The sequence below is a fragment of the Streptomyces populi genome, assembly GCF_002911015.1.
GTDB classification, from domain to species: Bacteria; Actinomycetota; Actinomycetes; order Streptomycetales; family Streptomycetaceae; genus Streptomyces; species Streptomyces populi.
Genome location: NZ_KZ626863.1, coordinates 78,295 through 97,611, shown reverse-complemented (window position 1 = coordinate 97,611; position 19,317 = coordinate 78,295). Strand labels below are relative to the sequence as shown.

The 19,317-nt window shown below is 74.0% G+C and carries 17 protein-coding genes and 1 pseudogene; 15 read left to right on the top strand and 3 right to left on the bottom strand.

What is annotated here, in order from left to right:
- A partial coding sequence (locus CW362_RS15140; protein WP_103549978.1) for a hypothetical protein occupies window positions 1-879 on the bottom strand: 879 nt, incomplete at its 3' end.
- A gap of 396 nt (window positions 880-1,275) precedes the next feature.
- Complete coding sequence (locus CW362_RS15135; RefSeq protein ID WP_103549972.1) at window positions 1,276-2,856, bottom strand: oxidoreductase; 1,581 nt, start codon at window positions 2,854-2,856, stop codon at window positions 1,276-1,278.
- A 175-nt stretch (window positions 2,857-3,031) separates the two neighbouring features.
- Here CW362_RS15135 and hisD point away from each other — a divergent pair, with 175 nt between their 5' ends.
- The 13 genes and pseudogenes from hisD to CW362_RS15075 all read left to right on the top strand — a co-directional run bounded on the left by hisD (window position 3,032) and on the right by CW362_RS15075 (window position 16,458).
- Window positions 3,032-4,357 (top strand): histidinol dehydrogenase, encoded by a 1,326-nt coding sequence (hisD, locus tag CW362_RS15130; protein WP_103549971.1) that lies wholly within the window; start codon window positions 3,032-3,034, stop codon window positions 4,355-4,357.
- A complete protein-coding gene (locus CW362_RS15125; RefSeq protein ID WP_103549970.1) occupies window positions 4,354-5,490 on the top strand; it encodes a histidinol-phosphate transaminase in 1,137 nt (378 codons plus the stop codon). Before hisD ends, CW362_RS15125 begins: the two co-directional genes overlap by 4 nt.
- Window positions 5,487-6,080, top strand: a complete 594-nt coding sequence (gene hisB / locus CW362_RS15120; protein WP_103549969.1) for an imidazoleglycerol-phosphate dehydratase HisB — start codon at window positions 5,487-5,489, stop codon at window positions 6,078-6,080. Before CW362_RS15125 ends, hisB begins: the two co-directional genes overlap by 4 nt.
- Window positions 6,077-6,241 (top strand): hypothetical protein, encoded by a 165-nt coding sequence (locus CW362_RS43775; protein WP_037623340.1) that lies wholly within the window; start codon window positions 6,077-6,079, stop codon window positions 6,239-6,241. The genes hisB and CW362_RS43775 overlap by 4 nt, the downstream gene beginning before the upstream one ends.
- On the top strand, window positions 6,232-6,879 hold the full coding sequence (gene hisH / locus CW362_RS15115) for an imidazole glycerol phosphate synthase subunit HisH (protein WP_103549968.1): 648 nt from the start codon (window positions 6,232-6,234) through the stop codon (window positions 6,877-6,879). Before CW362_RS43775 ends, hisH begins: the two co-directional genes overlap by 10 nt.
- Window positions 6,876-7,601 carry a bifunctional 1-(5-phosphoribosyl)-5-((5-phosphoribosylamino)methylideneamino)imidazole-4-carboxamide isomerase/phosphoribosylanthranilate isomerase PriA gene (gene priA / locus CW362_RS15110; RefSeq protein WP_103549967.1) on the top strand — a complete coding sequence of 242 codons (726 nt, stop codon included), beginning with the start codon at window positions 6,876-6,878 and terminating at the stop codon, window positions 7,599-7,601. The genes hisH and priA overlap by 4 nt, the downstream gene beginning before the upstream one ends.
- Window positions 7,598-8,032, top strand: a complete 435-nt coding sequence (locus CW362_RS15105; protein WP_103549966.1) for a RidA family protein — start codon at window positions 7,598-7,600, stop codon at window positions 8,030-8,032. Before priA ends, CW362_RS15105 begins: the two co-directional genes overlap by 4 nt.
- A complete protein-coding gene (hisF, locus tag CW362_RS15100) occupies window positions 8,029-8,784 on the top strand; it encodes an imidazole glycerol phosphate synthase subunit HisF (protein WP_103549965.1) in 756 nt (251 codons plus the stop codon). Before CW362_RS15105 ends, hisF begins: the two co-directional genes overlap by 4 nt.
- 522 nt (window positions 8,785-9,306) lie before the next feature.
- Window positions 9,307-10,287 carry a bis(hydroxyethyl) terephthalate hydrolase gene (gene bdeA, locus CW362_RS15095; protein WP_103549964.1) on the top strand — a complete coding sequence of 327 codons (981 nt, stop codon included), beginning with the start codon at window positions 9,307-9,309 and terminating at the stop codon, window positions 10,285-10,287.
- Window positions 10,288-11,348: 1,061 nt separating this feature from the next.
- Window positions 11,349-12,932 (top strand): annotated as a pseudogene (locus CW362_RS15090) (LuxR C-terminal-related transcriptional regulator); the annotation flags it as partial.
- 114 nt (window positions 12,933-13,046) lie between these two features.
- Entirely contained in the window at window positions 13,047-14,468 is a 1,422-nt protein-coding gene (locus CW362_RS15085) for a PucR family transcriptional regulator (protein ID WP_103549962.1), read from the top strand.
- Between the two features lie 81 nt (window positions 14,469-14,549).
- A complete protein-coding gene (locus tag CW362_RS15080) occupies window positions 14,550-15,137 on the top strand; it encodes an ArsR/SmtB family transcription factor (RefSeq protein WP_103549961.1) in 588 nt (195 codons plus the stop codon).
- 55 nt (window positions 15,138-15,192) lie between these two features.
- The gene (locus CW362_RS15075) at window positions 15,193-16,458 is read left to right on the top strand and encodes an MFS transporter (protein ID WP_103549960.1); all 1,266 of its coding nucleotides are present in this window, start codon (window positions 15,193-15,195) and stop codon (window positions 16,456-16,458) included.
- Between the two features lie 43 nt (window positions 16,459-16,501).
- Here the strand turns inward: CW362_RS15075 and CW362_RS15070 are convergent, their stop codons facing one another.
- Window positions 16,502-17,137 carry a TIGR03085 family metal-binding protein gene (locus CW362_RS15070; protein WP_103549959.1) on the bottom strand — a complete coding sequence of 212 codons (636 nt, stop codon included), beginning with the start codon at window positions 17,135-17,137 and terminating at the stop codon, window positions 16,502-16,504.
- Window positions 17,138-17,280: 143 nt separating this feature from the next.
- Here CW362_RS15070 and hisI point away from each other — a divergent pair, with 143 nt between their 5' ends.
- Both hisI and CW362_RS15060 read left to right on the top strand, forming a co-directional pair.
- Window positions 17,281-17,694 (top strand): phosphoribosyl-AMP cyclohydrolase, encoded by a 414-nt coding sequence (hisI, locus tag CW362_RS15065; protein ID WP_103549977.1) that lies wholly within the window; start codon window positions 17,281-17,283, stop codon window positions 17,692-17,694.
- 11 nt (window positions 17,695-17,705) lie between these two features.
- Window positions 17,706-19,193, top strand: a complete 1,488-nt coding sequence (locus CW362_RS15060; RefSeq protein ID WP_103549958.1) for an anthranilate synthase component I — start codon at window positions 17,706-17,708, stop codon at window positions 19,191-19,193.
- The last annotated feature ends 124 nt before the right edge of the window (window positions 19,194-19,317 follow it).

Below are 19,317 nucleotides of genomic sequence, written 5' to 3'. Positions count from 1 at the left end.
CGAGGTCACGTACGGGCCGATGAGGCGCAGCTGCTCCAGCGCGTCCTGCCAGCGCTCCAGCCGGACCAGGACGTACACCAGCAGGTTGCGCACCTCGGCGGGCCACGGGTCGGCGGCGGCGTAGGCCGCGGAGACCGAGATCGCGAGGTCGGCCGCGGCGTCCAGACGCTCGCGCGGCACCTCGGGACCGCCGCCCTCGGTGAGGTAGGCGAAGGCCGCGCGCACCGGCAGCGCCTGGACCAGGGAGCCCGGCAGCGCGTCCTGCGCGGCGGGCTCGGCGAAGTCGAAGCACTCCCTGTGCGAGCCGTACCAGGCGGCGGAGAGGTACTGGAGGGCGGCCACGTGACAGCCGTAGTGGTGCGGGGAGCGCCGGACGGCCTGGGCCCACAGCCGCTCGAACTCGGTGTGCCCGGTGTTGGTGCCGCGGGCGTGGTCGAGCGCGATCCGCCACGGCACCGGGTCGTGCGGGTCGCCCTCGGCGGCGGACATGATCAGCGGGCCGACCTCGCGCAGCAGTTCCACCCGTGCGGGTGATTCCCATCCGCGCCGGACCGCCAGTTCGGCCCTGACGAGCAGGACGTCCGGGTCGTGCGGGTCGGCGGCCTGCCACTGCCTGAGCCATTCGTCGCGGGAGCGCGCGAAGGCGGCGAGGCGTACGGCGTACCGGTCGCGGTCCTCCCACTCGGCGGACTTCCGGGTGGCGGCCAGCAGTTCGGCCGCGGGGACGTACTCGCCCCGGGCCGCGGCGACGAGCACGGGGCCCAGCCTGTGGTCGGGGGCGTCGAGCAGCACCTCCTCGTCGGCCGGCAGTCCGGCGGCGAGGCGTGAGGTGTGCCGTGCCATCCGGGCGGTACGGAGGAGCGCGCTCAGTAGTGCCATGGTGACGCCCATTGAAAGCCGCAGGTCGGAGCTGTGCCAGAGGCGCTCGGTGACGCTTTGGTAAAGCCGTTTGGTTGTGCGCCACGAGGTCAAGGGCGAGTAAAAGCGTTGTGCGGGTCCGGTGTGGGACGGCTGCGAGAGGGGGCTCGACCGGAGGGGAAACGGCGCGCGACCGAGCCCGTGCGCCCCGATCCAGCACCCTCACGCCGAGGGCGCCCCCGGGCCGGTGTCCTCGTGCCGAGGGCGCCCCTGGTCCGGTGGACGCCGACGGTGCCTCCGGTGCGGCGACGGCTCTGTCGGTCCGGTGTACGGGGAGGGCGCTCCCCGTGCACCGCGGGCCGGGCGTCCCGCCCCCGCGTTCCTCGCGGGGCGCCCGGGTACCGTCCCTCCCGCGCGTCAGCCGCGGCGCAGCAGCCGGGTGGCCCCGGCGGCCACCGTCGTCGCCAGGATCCAGCCGAGGAGGACCACCGCCGCGGCCATCCACTGCCAGCCGCCGCGCAATTGCCAGTTGCCGGCCTGGCCCAGGTCGATGACCGGCAGCAGCAGGTCCAGGGCGTAGAGCGAGGCGTTCCACGCGGGGTGCCCGTCGCCGTTGACCGACTGGTGGCCGGCGTGCGCGAAGGCGACCGAGGTCGTCGCCCACAGCACCGCCATCCACAGGGCGGCGCGCCCCGGACGGTACCCGTAGGCGACCGTCCAGTCCTGGGCGTAGCCCCAGAACTTGGCGGCCAGCGGCAGGGTCTCGCGGCGGCGGCGCTGCTTGGCGAGCAGCACCTCGCGGGCGTCCTCGTCCTCTCCGGAGTCGCGCAGCACGGAGGCGAGGCGCTCGTAGGGCTCCGGGGCGTACTCGGCGGTGGCCGCAGCCACCCACTCCAGGCGCCGGGTCAGCGGGAAGGCGCCCTGCGGGACCAGGTTCTCGTACGTGAAACCGCCCATGTGCAGGCTCCCGGGGCCCGGCCAGCTGGACGCCCGGTCGACCAGGTTGACGACCCGCGCGCCGGACAGCACGACCTTGCCGCGCTCGGGCCGCTCGCCGAGGAAGCGCAGTTCGGGCGTCTGGACCCGCAGCAGCGACAGCTCCTGGTCGTCGTCGAAGGTGAAGCGGGCCCGGTCGAAGTCGACCGCGTCACCGAAGCGCCCGTCGTCCAGGCGGATCCCGCCCTGGCACTCGAACCGCTGCACCAGGGTGCCGCGCGCCGGTGTGGTGCCGCTGGTCACCAGCGGATTGCCGAGGCCCGCGGGGGTCATGTAGAGCGTGCGGTTGACGGTCAGCTGGGGGGCGTTGAGGGCGAGCCGCGTGTACGGGTTGCTGAGCCTGCTGCCGCGCAGGCTCAGCGACACGCCGACGGTCGCGCTGCGCAGGCTGAGTTCGCCGTGCGACTCCAGCATCTCGGCCTGGAGGTCCTGTCCGACGGTCATGCCGTCACCGGTGATCGAACGCCCGCGCCGGTCCCGGTAGACCACGGCCTGGTTGAGCAGCAGATCCGTGCCGATGTGCGCGTCGGTCAGCCGTACCCCGTTGTGGAAGTGGCAGCGCGGCAGGTGCAGGTCGCCCTCGGTGTGCAGCCGGGCCGCCTCCAGCCGGGGCACCGCGCAGTCCTCCAGGCGCAGCGTCGTGAACCGGGACTCCGGCAGCAGCACCTCCTTCTCGAACCGGCAGCCCTTCAGCTCCACGTACGGCACCACCGTGCCGCCCGCGAGGTCGAGCACACCGGTGATCCGTACGCCCGTCAGCTTCAGGGAGGAGACCCGGCCCTGGAGGGCGGGCGGCCCGTCGAGCAGCAGCCAGGCCACCGTCCGGGCCCGGACGCTGCGCTCGGACCCCCAGGGGTGGCCGCCGTGCGGATCGTCGACGGCCGTGTCCCCGCTGCGCAGGTCGTACACGCTGCCGTTGCGGAAGGCCTGCCACATCCCGGCCTCGGCGGCGGTCAGCTCGTCCGGCAGGTCCCCGGTGCGCAGCCCGGCACCCTCGGTCACGGCACGTCACTCCCTTCCCGGCCTACTCGTGGGTTCATACGTCCGTGCAATGCCCGCTCAGTGACGGCGCGAACGCTCCTGGTGAAGGGGATCTTCCGCGGGGACCGGAGGTGGCTCGTATCAGCCACTGATACGGGCGTCCGGCGCCCGGCCGCGGTCTGAGAGAATTGAGTCCGTGATCTCCCGAATCGATCTGCGCGGCGACACCCTCCCCGAGGGCCACGCCCTGCGCGACCTGCTGCCCCGAGCCGACTTCGACGTCTCGGCCGCCCTGGAGAAGGTGCGACCGATCTGCGAGGCCGTGCATCATCGGGGCGACGCGGCGCTGATCGACTACGCGGAGAAGTTCGACGGAGTACGGCTGGAGTCCGTACGCGTTCCGGCCGGGGCCATCGCCGACGCCCTGGAACAGCTCGACCCCGCCGTGCGCGCGGCCCTGGAGGAGTCCATCCGCCGCGCCCGTCTCGTCCACCGCGAACAGCGCCGCACGACGCACACGACCCAGGTCGTGCCCGGCGGCTCGGTCACCGAGAAGTGGGTGCCGGTCGACCGCGTCGGGCTGTACGCGCCCGGCGGACGCTCGGTGTACCCCTCGTCCGTGATCATGAACGCCGTCCCGGCGCAGGAGGCGGGCGTCCCGTCCATGGCGCTGGCCTCCCCGGCGCAGAAGGAGTTCGGCGGCCTTCCGCACCCCACGATCCTCGCCGCCTGCGCGCTGCTGGGCATCGACGAGGTGTACGCGGCCGGCGGCGCCACGGCCGTCGCGATGTTCGCGCACGGCACCGAGTCCTGCCCCGCCGCCGACATGGTCACCGGTCCGGGCAACATCTGGGTCGCCGCGGCCAAGCGCTACTTCACCGGCAGGATCGGCATCGACGCCGAGGCCGGCCCGACCGAGATCGCGGTCCTCGCGGACGACACGGCCGACCCGGTGCACATCGCCGCCGACCTGATCAGCCAGGCCGAGCACGACCCGCTCGCCGCCGCCGTCCTGGTCACCGACTCGCCCGCCCTCGCCGACGCGGTGGAGAAGGAACTGGAGCCGCAGGTCGCGGCCACCAAGCACATCGACGACCGGATCGTCCCGGCCCTCGGCGGCCGGCAGTCCGCGATCGTCCTCGTCGACAGCGTCGAGGAGGGTCTCGAGGTCGTGAACGCCTACGGCGCCGAGCACCTGGAGATCCAGACCGCGGACGCGGCGGCCCTCGCCGACCGGGTCAGGAACGCCGGAGCGGTCTTCGTCGGCCCCTGGGCCCCGGTCTCGCTCGGCGACTACGCGGCGGGCTCCAACCACGTCCTGCCCACCGGCGGCTGCGCCTGTCACTCCTCGGGCCTGTCCGTCCAGTCCTTCCTGCGCGGCATCCACATCGTCGACTACACGAAGGACGCGCTGGCCGACGTCGCCCATCACGTGGTGACGCTGGCGGAGGCGGAGGACCTGCCCGCGCACGGCGCGGCGATCAAGGCAAGGTTCGGCTGGAAGGTACCCGAGGGCAAGTGACCGGCATCGACGATCTCCCCGTACGGGACGAACTGCGCGGCAAGACCCCCTACGGCGCACCCCAGCTCGACGTCCCCGTACGCCTGAACACCAACGAGAACCCGTACCCGCTGCCCGAGCCGCTCGTCGAGCGGATCGCCGAGCGGGTCCGCGAGGCCGCCCGCGGCCTCAACCGCTACCCCGACCGGGACGCGGTGGAACTGCGCACCGAGCTGGCCGCCTATCTGACGAAGACCGGCAAGCACCCGGTGGGCACCGAGAACGTCTGGGCCGCCAACGGCTCCAACGAGGTCATCCAGCAGCTGCTCCAGACCTTCGGCGGACCAGGCCGCAGCGCGATCGGCTTCGAGCCGTCGTACTCGATGCACGGGCTCATCGCGCGCGGCACGGGCACCGCCTGGATCTCGGGCCCCCGCAACGAGGACTTCACGCTCGACCTCGCCGCCGCCGAGCGGGCGATCGCCGAGCACCGGCCGGACGTCGTCTTCGTCACCACCCCCAACAACCCCACGGGCAACGCGGTCCCGCCCGAGACGGTCCTCGCGCTCTACGAGGCCGCGCAGGCGGCGAAGCCGTCCATGGTCGTGGTCGACGAGGCGTACGTCGAGTTCAGCCACGGCGACTCGCTGCTGCCCCTGCTCGAGGGACGGCCGAACCTCGTCGTCTCCCGGACGATGTCGAAGGCGTTCGGCGCGGCCGGACTGCGCCTGGGCTACCTCGCCGCCGACCCGGCGGTCGTGGACGCCGTCCAGCTCGTCCGGCTGCCCTACCACCTGTCGGCCGTGACGCAGGCGACCGCGCTGGCGGCCCTGGAACACACCGACACCCTGCTCGGATACGTGGAGCAGCTCAAGGCCGAACGGGACCGGCTGGTCACCGAACTGCGCGCGATGGGCTGCGAGGTGACCGAGTCGGACGCGAACTTCGTGCAGTTCGGACGGTTCGCCGACACCCACGCGGCCTGGCGGAAGATCCTCGACCAGGGAGTCCTGGTCCGGGACAACGGCGTACCGGGGTGGCTTCGGGTCTCCGCCGGGACCCCGAAGGAGAACGACGCGTTCCTCGACGCGGTACGTGAACTAATGGGCACTGCGGGGGACGGCCCCGCATCCCCGAAGGAGCAGAGCGCATGAACCGCGTAGGACGCGTGGAGCGGGTGACGAAGGAGACGTCGGTCCTCGTCGAGATCGACCTCGACGGCTCCGGCAAGGTCGACGTGGCCACCGGTGTCGGCTTCTACGACCACATGCTCGACCAGCTCGGCCGGCACGGTCTGTTCGACCTGACCGTGAAGACCGAGGGCGACCTCCACATCGACTCGCACCACACCATCGAGGACACCGCCCTCGCGCTCGGCGCCGCGTTCCGGCAGGCCCTCGGCGACAAGGTCGGCATCTACCGCTTCGGCAACTGCACCGTCCCGCTGGACGAGTCGCTCGCCCAGGTGACCGTCGACCTGTCCGGCCGCCCCTACCTCGTGCACACCGAGCCCGAGAACATGGCGCCGATGATCGGCGAGTACGACACGACGATGACCCGGCACATCCTGGAGTCCTTCGTCGCCCAGGCCCAGATCGCGCTGCACGTGCACGTCCCCTACGGACGCAACGCGCACCACATCGTGGAGTGCCAGTTCAAGGCGCTGGCCCGGGCCCTGCGTTACGCCTCCGAGCGCGACCCGCGCGCAGCCGGCATCCTCCCCTCCACTAAGGGCGCACTGTGACAGGCCTCTCCAGCATCCTCATCGTCGTCGGACTCTTCCTCGCCGGCGGCATCTACTCCTTCGTCAAGCAGGACATGCCCAAGAGCCTCGTCGTGCTGCTCTCCATCGGTGCCGCGATGTGCCTCGTCGCGGGCGTCATGCGGCTGGAGGTGTGGAGTTGAGCGCGTCCAAGAAGGTCGTCGTCTTCGACTACGGCTTCGGCAACGTACGGTCCGCCGAGCGCGCCCTCGCCCGCGCGGGCGCCGAGGTCGAGATCACCCGCGACTTCGACACCGCGATGAACGCGGACGGCCTGCTGGTGCCGGGTGTCGGCGCCTTCGCCGCCTGCATGCAGGGCCTGAAGGAGGCGCGCGGCGACTGGATCATCGGCCGTCGGCTGTCCGGCGGACGCCCCGTCATGGGCATCTGCGTCGGCATGCAGATCCTCTTCAGCCGCGGCATCGAGCACGGCGTGGAGACCGAGGGCCTGGACGAGTGGCCGGGAACGGTCGGACCCCTCGAGGCCGACGTCGTGCCCCACATGGGCTGGAACACCGTCGACGCCCCGGAGGGCTCGGAGGCCTTCGCCGGTCTCGACGCCGACGCGCGGTTCTACTTCGTCCACTCCTACGCCGTCCACGACTGGTCGCTGGAGGTCGGCAACCCGCTGCTGCGCGCCCCCCTGGTGACCTGGTCCACGCACGGCAAGCCCTTCGTGGCCGCCGTCGAGAACGGCGCCCTGTGGGCCACCCAGTTCCACCCCGAGAAGTCCGGCGACGCCGGAGCCCAGCTCCTCTCCAACTGGATCGGAACACTGTGAGCAAGCTCGAACTCCTCCCCGCCGTCGACGTCCGCGACGCCCAGGCCGTCCGTCTCGTGCACGGCGAGTCCGGGACCGAGACCTCCTACGGCTCCCCGCTGGAGGCGGCCCTGGCCTGGCAGAGCGCCGGCGCCGAGTGGCTGCACCTCGTCGACCTGGACGCCGCGTTCGGCACCGGCGACAACCGCGCGCTGATCGCCGAGGTCACGAAGGCGATGGACATCAAGGTCGAGCTGTCCGGCGGAATCCGCGACGACGACACGCTCGCGGCCGCGCTCGCCACCGGCTGCACCCGCGTCAACCTCGGCACCGCGGCCCTGGAGACCCCCGAGTGGGTCGCCAAGGTCATCTCCGAGCACGGCGAAAAGATCGCGGTGGGCCTCGACGTCCGCGGCACGACCCTGCGCGGCCGCGGCTGGACCCGGGACGGCGGCGACCTCTACGAGACGCTGGCCCGCCTGGACTCCGAGGGCTGCGCCCGTTACGTGGTCACCGACATCGCCAAGGACGGCACGCTCCAGGGCCCGAACCTGGAGCTGCTGCGCAACGTCTGCGCGGCGACCGACCGTCCGGTGGTCGCCTCGGGCGGGGTGTCGTCGCTGGACGACCTGCGGGCCATCGCCGAGCTCGTGCCGCTCGGCGTCGAGGGCTCGATCGTCGGCAAGGCCCTGTACGCCAAGGCGTTCACCCTCGAAGAGGCGCTGGCGGCGGTAGCCCGGTGAGCGCCGTACGCCGCCTTTCGACCGGCTCGCCGGCGGAGGAGGCCTTCGGGTACTCCCGCGCGGTGGAGCTGCCGAACGGCCTCGTGCTGGTGTCCGGCTGTAGCTCGATCATCGACGGCGACGTCGTCGAGGGCGACCCCTACGAGCAGACGGTCAACGCCTTCGGTGTCGCGTTCGCGGCCCTGGAGCGGATCGGCCTGGGCCGCGAGGACGTCGTCCGCACCCACATGCACATCACCCACGCCCGGGACGTCGAGGAGGTCGGCCGCGCCCACAAGGCGCTGTTCGACGGCATCCGCCCCGCCGCGTCCATGATCATCGTCGAGGGTCTGGTGGACCCGCGACTGGTGGTCGAGGTCGAGGTGGAGGCGTTCCGTTCGGATCACACGCAGCGGGCAGACCGCACACAGCAGGGAGAAGCGCAGTCATGACCCTGGCGGTCCGAGTGATTCCCTGCCTGGACGTGGACAACGGCCGGGTCGTCAAGGGCGTCAACTTCCAGAACCTGCGGGACGCGGGCGACCCCGTCGAGATGGCCAAGGTGTACGACGCCGAGGGCGCCGACGAACTCACCTTCCTGGACATCACCGCGTCCTCGGGCAACCGTGAGACCACCTACGACGTGGTGCGCCGCACGGCCGAGCAGGTCTTCATCCCGCTGACGGTCGGCGGCGGTGTCCGCACCGCCGAGGACGTCGACAAGCTGCTGCGGGCCGGCGCCGACAAGGTCGGCGTCAACACGGCCGCCATCGCCCGGCCCGACCTCATCCGGGAGATCGCGGAGCGGTTCGGGCGGCAGGTGCTCGTGCTGTCGGTGGACGCGCGCCGGACCGAGGGCGGCTCCTTCGAGGTGACCACCCACGGCGGCCGCCAGGGCACCGGCATCGACGCCGTCGAGTGGGCCCACCGCGCCGCCGAACTGGGCGCGGGGGAGATCCTGCTCAACTCGATGGACGCCGACGGCACGAAGGACGGCTACGACATCGAGATGATCGAGGCGGTACGCAAGCACGTCACCGTCCCGCTGATCGCCAGCGGCGGCGCCGGCCGGCTCGACCACTTCCCGCCGGCCGTCGGGGCGGGCGCCGACGCGGTGCTGGCCGCGTCCGTCTTCCACTTCGGCGACCTGCGGATCGGCCAGGTCAAGGAGACCCTGCGGGAGGCGGGACACCCCGTCCGCTGACGATCCCGGCCGGGGGCCTTCAGCAGGGAGCCCGCCCGTCGGCCGGTCTCCCGCCGGTGGCCGCCACGGGCGGGTGGAGCTCACGTCACGGCCCTCACCCGGCAGCCTTCGCTGCCGGGTGAGGGCCGTGACCGTGTTCCGGGGACCGATGGGACGGTGTTCCGTGGGGTGGGTGGGCGGTGTTCCGTGGGGCGGTGCGGTCCTGCCGCGGGGCGGGTGCCCTCGTGTCCCGGGGAGGCGTGTTCTCGGCAAAGGGGCGCTCGCCGTCGGGCGGTGGACCCGCCTCGTTCCGGGGAGCGGGGCCCGAGGCGGCGGGGCGTGGACCGCGAGGGCGCCGTGGGCGGCGCGCACGGCCGGTGGTTCTGCCGATGTACGGGGCCGGTCCGGGGCGGACAGTTGCCACCGCAACCACCGCGACGGACCCCCGCCGTCCCGTGGCGCGCGCCTTCCGGTACCCCATGCCAGGGCGGCGCCCCGACCGCGGCGCGGGTCCGTCCTCCCCACCGAGAGGACGCACCCACCGTGCAGCAGCCGAACCGCTCACTCCCCGCCGTACCCGCCGGACCCGGACCGTCCCCCCGCCGACCGCACCGGCTCACGAGCCGTCTGGCGCGGGCCGGCCTTGCGGTGCTCCTGGCCGCGGGCGGCCTCGTCGCCGCGCAGGCCACCGGGGCCCAGGCCGTCGTCGGAGCACAGGCCGTCTCGGCGCAGGCCGCCGCGAACCCGTACGAGCGCGGCCCCGCCCCCACGAACGCCAGCATCGAGGCGTCCCGTGGTTCGTACGCCGTCTCCACCACCACCGTCTCCGCCCTGTCCGTGAGCGGTTTCGGCGGCGGCACGATCTACTACCCGACCTCGACCGCCGACGGCACCTTCGGGGCGGTCGCCATCTCACCCGGGTACACCGCCTACCAGTCGTCCATCGCCTGGCTCGGGCCCCGGCTCGCCTCCCAGGGCTTCGTGGTGTTCACCATCGACACCCTCACCACCCTCGACCAGCCCGACAGCCGCGGTCGGCAACTGCTGGCCGCGCTGGACTACCTGACCCGGAGCAGTTCCGTGCGCTCCAGGATCGACAGCAGCCGGCTCGGCGTGATGGGCCACTCGATGGGCGGCGGCGGCACGCTGGAGGCCGCGAAGAGCCGTCCCTCGCTCCAGGCGGCGATCCCGCTCACCGGCTGGAACCTGGACACCACCTGGCCGGAGATCAAGACCCCGACCCTGATCGTGGGCGCCGACGGCGACACCATCGCACCGGTCGCCACGCACTCCGAGCCCTTCTACGCGAGTCTGCCGAGCACGCTCGACAAGGCGTACCTGGAACTCAGGGGCGCCACCCACTTCACGCCCAACAGCTCGAACACGACGATCGCGAAGTACAGCATCTCGTGGCTGAAGCGGTTCATCGACGACGACACCCGCTACGAGCAGTTCCTCTGCCCGCTGCCGCAGGCCTCCCTGACGATCACCGAGTACCGGGGCAACTGCCCGCACACCTCCTGACCCGTCCCGCACGGTCCGCCCGTGCGGGGGTGACGGCCGCCGGCTTCCGGCGGCCGTCACGCGCGCGTGCCCGGGGGACCCGAACCGACGCCGTTGTGCGGGCGCACAAGCCTTCCCTGCCGGGCCTGGGAGCCTGCCCAGCCGCCCTCCCCACGAGGACCTCGTCCTACCAGGTCAGAGGGTGTTTCCGGAGGTCCCGGGGCAAGTGAACGCGGGGCTTCCGCCGTCGTTTACGCGGAAGTAACGTGACGGTCGTGACGGGAAACGCGCCTGTGCGAAGTGTCCCCCGGACGGCGGCCCGGAGTTCATCACCGTCGCCCGTCCGCGCCACGCCTGACGAGCCGGAGCGGGGCGGCGCCCCCGACCCCCCGCCCGCTCCCCGGCCGGTGGGCCCCCGCCCGCCGGACGCTCCCCCTGCGTCGGGCGTCTCCCGTCCTCCCGGTGTGCCCGGGGTGGCTCGTCCCGGTGCGTCGGGGGAGCCGGACCGGGGTCGCGCATCCGGACCGTCGGCCGCTCCCGGGCCCCGGCCGGATGCTTCCCTCCCGCCAGGTGCGGTCCTTCCGGTCGCCGGGACCGGAACGCCGGTGCCGGGAACCGGGGAGCGGGGCTCACCCGGTGCGGTCGGCGACGAGGGCCCGGGGCCGGATCCGTCGGGGCTGTTGCTGCTGCTCGTGGCGGCCGAGCGGGAGCGGGACGCGAGCGGCGGCGGGGTGGACGCCGCGGTGGTCCTCGGGGCGGCCGGGGCCGCCGGACTCGACGCGGGCACCGCCCTCGAGGCCGCCGAGGCCGCCGGACTGCTCCGCCTCGCCGGAGGCCGGGTCCACCTCGTCGATCCCCGCCCGGCCCGCACCCTCTACGCCACCGTCGCGCCGGCCCGTCGGCGCGCGGCGCACCGGCTGCTGGCCGATGCCCACGCCGGGGGGCCGCGCACCCTGCCCGCCCTCTTCCACCGAGCCGCGGCGGCCGTCGCCCCCGCACCGGACCTCGGCGACGCGCTCGCCGCGGCCGCGGAGTCGCCGGACGGCGGACCGGCACACGCGGAGCGCTCGGCGGCCTGGGCCCGGTCGGCCGAACTCGCCGTCGGCGCGGGGCCGCGCGCCGCCCGTCTGGTCGACGCCGCCGACCAGGCCCGGCTGGCGGGACTGCCGCACCGCGCGCGGGAGTTGCTCGCGCGGGCCGGATGCGAGGGTCCGCACGGCGCCGTGCGCGGCGCGGCCCAGCTGGTGCACGGGCGGCTCGCGCTCCAGGACGGCCCGGTCGCCGACGCCCGCGAAGCGCTGCTGCTGGCCGCCGAACTGCTGGCCCCCACCGACGCGCACCGCGCCCTGGCCGCCCGGCTCGCCGCCGTCGAGGCGTCCTGGACGATGGGCGACGCGACGGCGTGCGCGGAAGCCCTGGACCAGGGCCCGGACCGGCCGGAGCCCGACCGGCTGCTCACGGCGTACCGGGCGGGGATGTCCGCGGTGATGCACGGCCGTCCGGACAGCGGGCGGCGGCCACTGCGGGAGGTGGTGGCCGAAGCGGACGTGCCCGGAGCCCCCGACGGCCCGGAAACCCTGCTGCGGGCCGGGAGCGCCGCCCTCGTCGTCGGTGACCTGGCCGCCGCCGCTCGCGCCAACTCCCGGGCCCTCGCCGTCGCCAGGGCCCGGGGCCCGTACGTCCTGGTCGCCCGGGCGCTGGAACGGCTGGCCTACGGAGAGCTGCGCGCCGGCCGCCACGCCCGCGCCCGCGCCCACGCGGAGGACGGTCTGCGCACGGCCCTCGGCACCGGTCAGGACAACCTCGCGGCGCACCACCACGCGATCCTCGCGCTCGTGGCGTCCGTGGAGGGCTCCCCGGAAGCCGTCACGGAGCACGCCGCGGCGGCCGAACAGGTCGCCGCGGCCCACGGCCTCGCACAGGCGGCCACGCTGGCGCAGTGGGCGCGGGCCCGCGCCGACCTGGCCCGCGGCCGGCTCGACGAGGCCGCGGCCCGGCTCGGGCCCCTGGTCGGCGCGGGCCCGCGCCGCGGCCACTTCGCGGTACGGATGCTCGCCGTCCCCTGCTTCGTGGAAGCGGCGGCCCGCACGGGACGGACGGAGGCCGCCCGCTCGGCGGTGGCCGAGTTCGCCCGCTGGTCCGCGCAGGGCTCCGATCCTCAGGCCGGAGCCCAACTGGCGCGCTGCCAGGCACTGTTGAGCGGACCCGAGGAATGTGAGGCGCTGTTCGCCGCCGCGCTGGCCCGGCACGAGGAGGTGGCGGGGGACTTCGAGCGCGGCCGCACCCAGCTCCTCTACGGCGCCTGGCTGCGGAGGCGGCGCAGGCCCGGCGAGGCCCGCGGCCGGCTGCGGGACGCGCTGGTGTCCTTCGAGCGGGGCGGGGCCTTCGGCTGGGCCGTCCAGGCGAGGGCCGAACTGCGGGCCACCGGGGACGCCGCCCCGGGCGGGCCGGCCGGTCCCCTCGCGCTCCTGACGCCCCAGCAGCTGCGGATCGCCCGCTGTGTCGCGGAAGGGGCCACCAACCGTGAAGTGGCGCTGCGCCTGTCCGTGAGCCCCCGCACCGTGGACCACCACCTGCGCAATGTCTTCGCCGCCCTGGGGGTCCGCTCCCGCGTCGAGCTGTCCCGGCTGGTGGACCGGTCCGAGAAGACCACCGCACACCCCTAGGTACCGACCGGGCGGTATGCCATCCTGCGGGATCAGGAGGTTCCGGAGCACCCGTGTGCCGCGCGTCGGCCGACCGGGCGGCCCGGACCGAGCCGACTCCGGTGGAGGACAGCGATGCAGCACCTCGTACCCGCCCGCGTCCGGTACCGGCCCGGACCGCGGCCCCCGGTGCCGGGAGCCCGTCCGGCCGTCGACGCGGAGGCGCTCGCGGTGCTGCACCGCGCCGCCCGGGCGCTGATGGAGGGGCTGCCCGAACTCACCGAACGGCTCGTGGACCTCCTGGCGGAGCGCGAACCCGCGTACCGGGCGGCCATCGAGACGGACGCGGAGAGCGTTCGCGACGAAGTGCGCCGCTCGCTGCGGCTCAACGTCGGATCCCTGATCCGGCCCGGTGAACTGCGCGAGGCCGCCCACCGCTGTTCCTGGGCCATCGGCAGGGCCCGTGCCGAACGCGGCCTTCCGCTGGACGCCCTGCTGCGCGCCTTCCGGCTGGGCGGCGGCATGATCTGGCAGGAGCTCGTCGACGAGACGACCCGGCGCCGCCCCTCCGACGCGCGCCTGCTCGTGCACGTGGCCGCCGACGTCTGGAACTTCGTCGACGACCACTGCGCCGTGGCGGCCGACGCCTACCGCCAGACCGAGCGCGAGCTGATGTGGCGCAGGGAGAACCGGCTGCGGCTGATGACGGCCGCGCTCCTCGACGGCACCGCCCGGATCGCCGATCTGCCGGCCACCGCCGCCGCCCTGGAACTGCCCGAACAGGGCCGGTACGCGGTGGTGCTGGTCCGTCCGCCCGCCGGCCGGGCGTCCGCGGACGTGCACGGCCAGGTGCGTCTGTCCGGCCTGCGGATCCTCTGGCACCGCGACCGCGACGGCGAGAGCGGCTACGGCATCGTCCTGCTCGGCGACCGCACCCATGACGGGGACCGGTCCGGCCGCGGCCACGACGGCGGGTTCCTCGGCGCGGCCTCCGGGCCGGCGCCCGCTCCGGCGGGCGAGGGGGGTCCGGACGGCACGGGCGGCCCGGACGGCCGGGGCGGTGAGCGCCCCGGGGTGCACGGGTCCGACGTGGACGCCGGGGAGATCGCCCGCAGGCTGACCGCCCCGCCTGCGGCCCGGGTCGGGGTGAGCCCGGTCGTGGAGGGGCTGGCGGCGATCGGTGACGCCCGCCGTCTGGCCGACACGGCGCTGCGGGCCTGTCCGCGCTCCGGCGGGACCGTCGTGCTGGAGGAGCACCTGCCCGCGGCTCTCGTCGTCTCCGCGCCGGCCCTCGGCGCGGCGCTCTCCGAGCGGGTCCTCGGGCCGCTGCTGCGGCTGGACCTGTCCGACCGGGACGTCATGCTGGACACGCTGACGGTCTGGCTCGCCTGCGACGGCTCCGCCCAGCGGGCCGCGGGCCGCCTCTACTGCCACCGCAACACCGTCCTGAACCGGCTGCGCCGCTGCGAACAGCTCACCGGCCGCTCCCTGACCCGCCCGGCGGACGTGGTCGAGCTGTCGCTGGCCCTGGCGGCGCACTCCCTGCTCGATCCGTGAGGGCGCTCCGAAAGGTAGATGCGAAAGGAAACTTGCGCAATTTTTATTGCGCAAGTTTCCTTTCGCATCTACCGTAGGGGCATGACACACAAGGGAGACCGCCGCGTCGCGGACATGGGCACGCTCAAGGCGATCGCCCATCCGCTGCGGATGCAGCTGTACCGCGCCCTGCACGTCGCGGGCGCCGCCACCGCCTCCCAGCTCGGGGAGCAGGTCGACGAGGCGCCCTCGCTCGTCAGCTACCACCTGCGCAAGCTCGCCGAGCACGGGCTGATCGAAGAGGCGGAGCCGCGCAGCGGAGACGGCCGTGAACGCTGGTGGCAACCCGCGTCGGAAGGACTGAGCGTCCACGACGAGGACTTCCGGAGCGCGCCGGAGACGTCCGCCGCCCACACCGCGTTCGCGCGGCTCCTCGTCGACCAGCGCGCCGACCTCTACCGGCGGTATCTGGACGAGCGGCAGGCCTGGGGCGCCGAGTGGACCGGCGCGTCCTCCGACTCCGAGTCCACCCTGCGTCTGACGCCGGACGAACTGGCCGAGCTCAACGAGGAGTTGCTCACCGTCATCCGGAAGCACGACGAGAAGGGTCGCGAGCGCGAGGCGGCCGGTGGCACCGAAGGACGCGAGAACGTCGCGGTGCACCTGTACGGATTCCCGTTCCGTGTCTGACCCCGAGAGCACGTCCGTCCCGCACGGCACATCCGTCCCGAAAGGACCCGGCACCGTGACCGCGACCCTCGTACCGGCCCCCGCGCGGGCCGCCGGGCAGATACCCGGCAGGCCCGCCCACCGCGACGGCAACGTCCTGCGCTGGCTCGGCGCCTACACCTCGTCGACGATCGGCGACAACGTCTACTACATCGCGTTGTCCTGGGCCGCCGTCCAGGCAGGCAGCCCCTCCCAGGCCGGGTTCGTGATGGCCGTCAGCGCCGTCCCGCGGGCCCTGCTGATGCTGGGCGGGGGAGTGGTCGCCGACCGGTTCGGACCCCGGAAGGTCGTCATCGGCAGTGACGCGGTGCGCTGCGCGACCGTGCTGGCGCTCGCCGCGCTGTTCCTCACGACCGGCCCGGGGCTGTGGCTGCTGGTCCTGGCCGCCGTCGTCTTCGGCGTCGTCGACGCCGTGTTCATGCCCGCCGTGGGAGCCCTCCCCGCCCGGGTCACGGGCCGGGACCAGCTCGCCCGGGTGCAGGGCATGCGGGGTCTCGCCATCCGCTCCGCCAACGTGCTGGGCGCCCCGCTCGGCGGTCTCGCGGTGGCCCTCGGCGGCGCGGCCGCGGCGTTCGCGGCGGCGGGCGCGCTCATCGCCGTGTCGGTGCCGCTGCTGATCTCCGTACGCATGCGGGAGCCGGCCCCGGACGAAGCGGGGGACCCGGCGGACCGCACCGCCTGGCGCGACCTCCGCGACGGCCTGAGCTACATCCGCGGCCACCGCGTCCTCGCCCCGCTCATCGCCGCCATCGCCCTCGGCGACCTCGGCTTCGTGGGACCGCTGAACGTCGGACTGACCCTGCTCGCCGACCGGCGCGGCTGGGGCGCGTCCGGGATGGGCTGGGTGATCGCCGCGTTCGGCACCGGCGCGGGAGCCGCCGCGCTGCTGCTGACCCTGCGCGGACGGCTGCCCCGGGCGGGCACCGTCGCCGCCGCGGCCATCCTCGGCGGTTCCGTGGCGATCGGCTCGCTCGCCTTCGTGCCGAGCGTCGCCGGAGCCGTCGGCACGGCCCTCGTCGTCGGACTGCTCGCCGGGCTCAGCGGCGCCCTGTGCGGGGCGCTGATCCAGACGCAGTCCGACCCCGCCTACCTGGGCCGGGTCACCGCCGTCGCCGGCATCGTCAGCCTGGGCCTCGCGCCGCTGAGCATGCCGCTGACCGCCGCCGCCATCGGCTGGTGGGGCACCGGGCCGGTCTTCACCGCCAGCGCCGCCGTGTGCGGCCTCGGCGGGGTCCTCACCCTGTGCGTGCGGGACCTGCGGCGCGCCGAACTGCCCCGCTGACCCCGGACCCCGGACCCCGGCCCCGTCCCCCGGCGCCGTGGTGTCAGATCCCCAGCTGCTTCGCCTCGTGGAGTCTGGCGACCGCGTCCTTGTCGCCGTCCAGCTCGACGTCCGCCACGCCCTGCCGGCCGAACGCGAACAGCAGCAGCTCCGAGGGCTCGCCGGTCACCGTCACCACCGGCGTCCCCTTGTTCAGCACCGTCGTCTGGCCGTTCGGGCGGCGCAGGACCACCCCCGTCGGAGCGTTCCGGCCCATCAGCCGGGCCGTGCGGTCCAGCCGCGACCACAGGGCCTCCTGGAACACCGCGTCCAGCTCGCGCCGCGCCCAGTCCGGCTGCGCGCGCCGCACGTCCTCGGTGTGGACGTAGAACTCCACCACGTTCGACGCCTCGTCCAACTGCTTCAGGGAGAACGGGGAGAACCGCGGCGGCCCCGTACGGAGCAGCTGGATCAACTCCTCGTACGGCTTGTCGGCGAACTCCGCCATCACCCGCTCCAGACGGGACGCGAGCTGCTTGACGACGACACCGCCGGCGGCGTCGAGGCGTCGCTCGCGCACCACCACGTGCGCGGCGAGGTCCCGACTGGTCCAGCCCTCGCACAGGGTGGGGGCGTCCGGTCCCACGGTCTCCAACAGATCGGCCAGGAGGAGCCGTTCGCGCTTCGCATGGGTCGACATGCCAGCCAGCCTACGACCGGGCGCCCGCTCCGCCCAGCGGAGGACACGCCGGGTCCGGCCGCGCCGGGCCTGTGGACGACGGCGCCGGTCCGGCCTGTGGACAACGGCCGGGGGCGACGGTCCGGCGCGGCACAATGGCACCCATGACCAGCACGCCTCCCGCCAGCAGCCTGGACCCCGAGATCGCCGCCCGCCTCAAGCGCAGCGCCGACGGACTCGTCCCCGCCATCGCCCAGCAGTACGACACCGGTGAGGTGCTGATGCTCGGCTGGATGGACGACGAGGCGCTGCACCGCACCCTCACCACGGGCCGCTGCACCTACTGGTCGCGCAGCCGCCAGGAGTACTGGGTCAAGGGCGACACTTCGGGCCACTTCCAGCACGTCAGGTCCGTGGCCCTGGACTGCGACGCCGACACCCTCCTGGTGCGCGTCGACCAGGTGGGCGCGGCCTGCCACACCGGCGCCCGCACCTGCTTCGACGCCGACGTGCTGCTGAAGGACACCGGCGGCGGGGCCGAGGGCGCCGATTCCGGTGCACCGGCCCGGAATCAGTAAGGTCAGCCGCCATGGACCTCGAGACGTTCCGCAAGCTGGCCACCGACCGCCGTGTCATCCCCGTCAGCCGCAAACTGCTCGCGGACGGCGACACGCCGGTCGCGCTCTACCGCAAACTGGCCGCCGAGCGCCCCGGCACGTTCCTGCTCGAATCCGCCGAGAACGGCCGCACCTCCCTGTCCTGGTCCCGCTACTCCTTCGTGGGCGTCCGTTCCGCCGCGACCCTCACCGAGCGGGACGGACAGGCGCACTGGCTCGGTACCCCGCCCGTGGGCGTCCCCGTGGACGGTGACCCGCTCGCGGCCCTGCGCGCCACCATCGAGGCGCTGCACACACCGGGGACCGAGGGACTGCCCCCGTTCACCGGCGGCATGGTCGGCTATCTCGGCTACGACATCGTGCGCCGCCTGGAGAAGATCGGCCCCGGCGAGCGGGACGACCTGAAGCTGCCCGAGCTGACCATGCTGCTCACCAGCGACCTCGCCGTCCTGGACCACTGGGACGGCTCGGTCCAGCTGATCGCCAACGCGATCAACCACAACGACCTGGACACCGGCGTCGACGAGGCGTACGCGGACGCCGTCGCCCGCCTCGACGCCATGGAGGCCGACCTCTCGCGCGCGGTGTCCCAGCCGCCCGCGGCGCTCCCGCCCTCCGAACTCCCCGAGTACACCGCGCTCTGGGGCGGCCCCGACTTCCAGGACGCCGTCGAGGACATCAAGGAGCGCATCCGGGCCGGCGAGGCCTTCCAGGTCGTCCCCTCCCAGCGCTTCGAAACCCCGTGCACGGCCAGCGCGTTGGACGTCTACCGCGTCCTGCGGGCGACCAACCCCTCGCCGTACATGTACCTGTTCCGCTTCGACGGCTTCGACGTCGTCGGTTCCTCCCCGGAGGCGCTGGTCAAGGTCGAGGGCGGACAGGCCATGGTGCACCCCATCGCGGGCACCCGGCCCCGCGGCGCGACCGTCCAGGACGACCAGGCCCTCGCCGACGAGCTGCTCGCCGACCCCAAGGAGCGCGCCGAGCACCTCATGCTCGTCGACCTCGGGCGCAACGACCTCGGACGGGTCTGCGAGCCCGGCTCCGTCGAGGTCGTCGACTTCATGTCCATCGAGCGGTACTCGCACGTGATGCACATCGTCTCCACGGTGACCGGCAAGGTCGCCGCCGGCCGTACGGCCTTCGACGTGCTCACCGCCTGCTTCCCCGCCGGCACCCTCTCCGGCGCGCCCAAGCCGCGCGCGATGCAGATCATCGACGAACTGGAGCCGTCCCGGCGCGGGTTGTACGGCGGCTGCGTCGGCTACCTCGACTTCGCCGGCGACTCCGACACCGCCATCGCCATCCGCACGGCCCTGCTGCGCGACGGCACGGCCTACGTCCAGGCGGGCGCCGGCATCGTCGCCGACTCGGTCCCCGAGGCGGAGGACGACGAGTGCCGCAACAAGGCGGCGGCGGTCCTGCGCGCGGTGCACACGGCGAACCGGCTCGGACGGTAGCGCGACGCTCCGGCGGACGGCCGTCGTGCACCCCGGTGGCACCCGGGCCGTACGACGGCCGCCCCCGGCTGCGCCCGGCCCCGCCCGGGGCCCGGTGATATCGGCGACGCCCACCGATAGGACG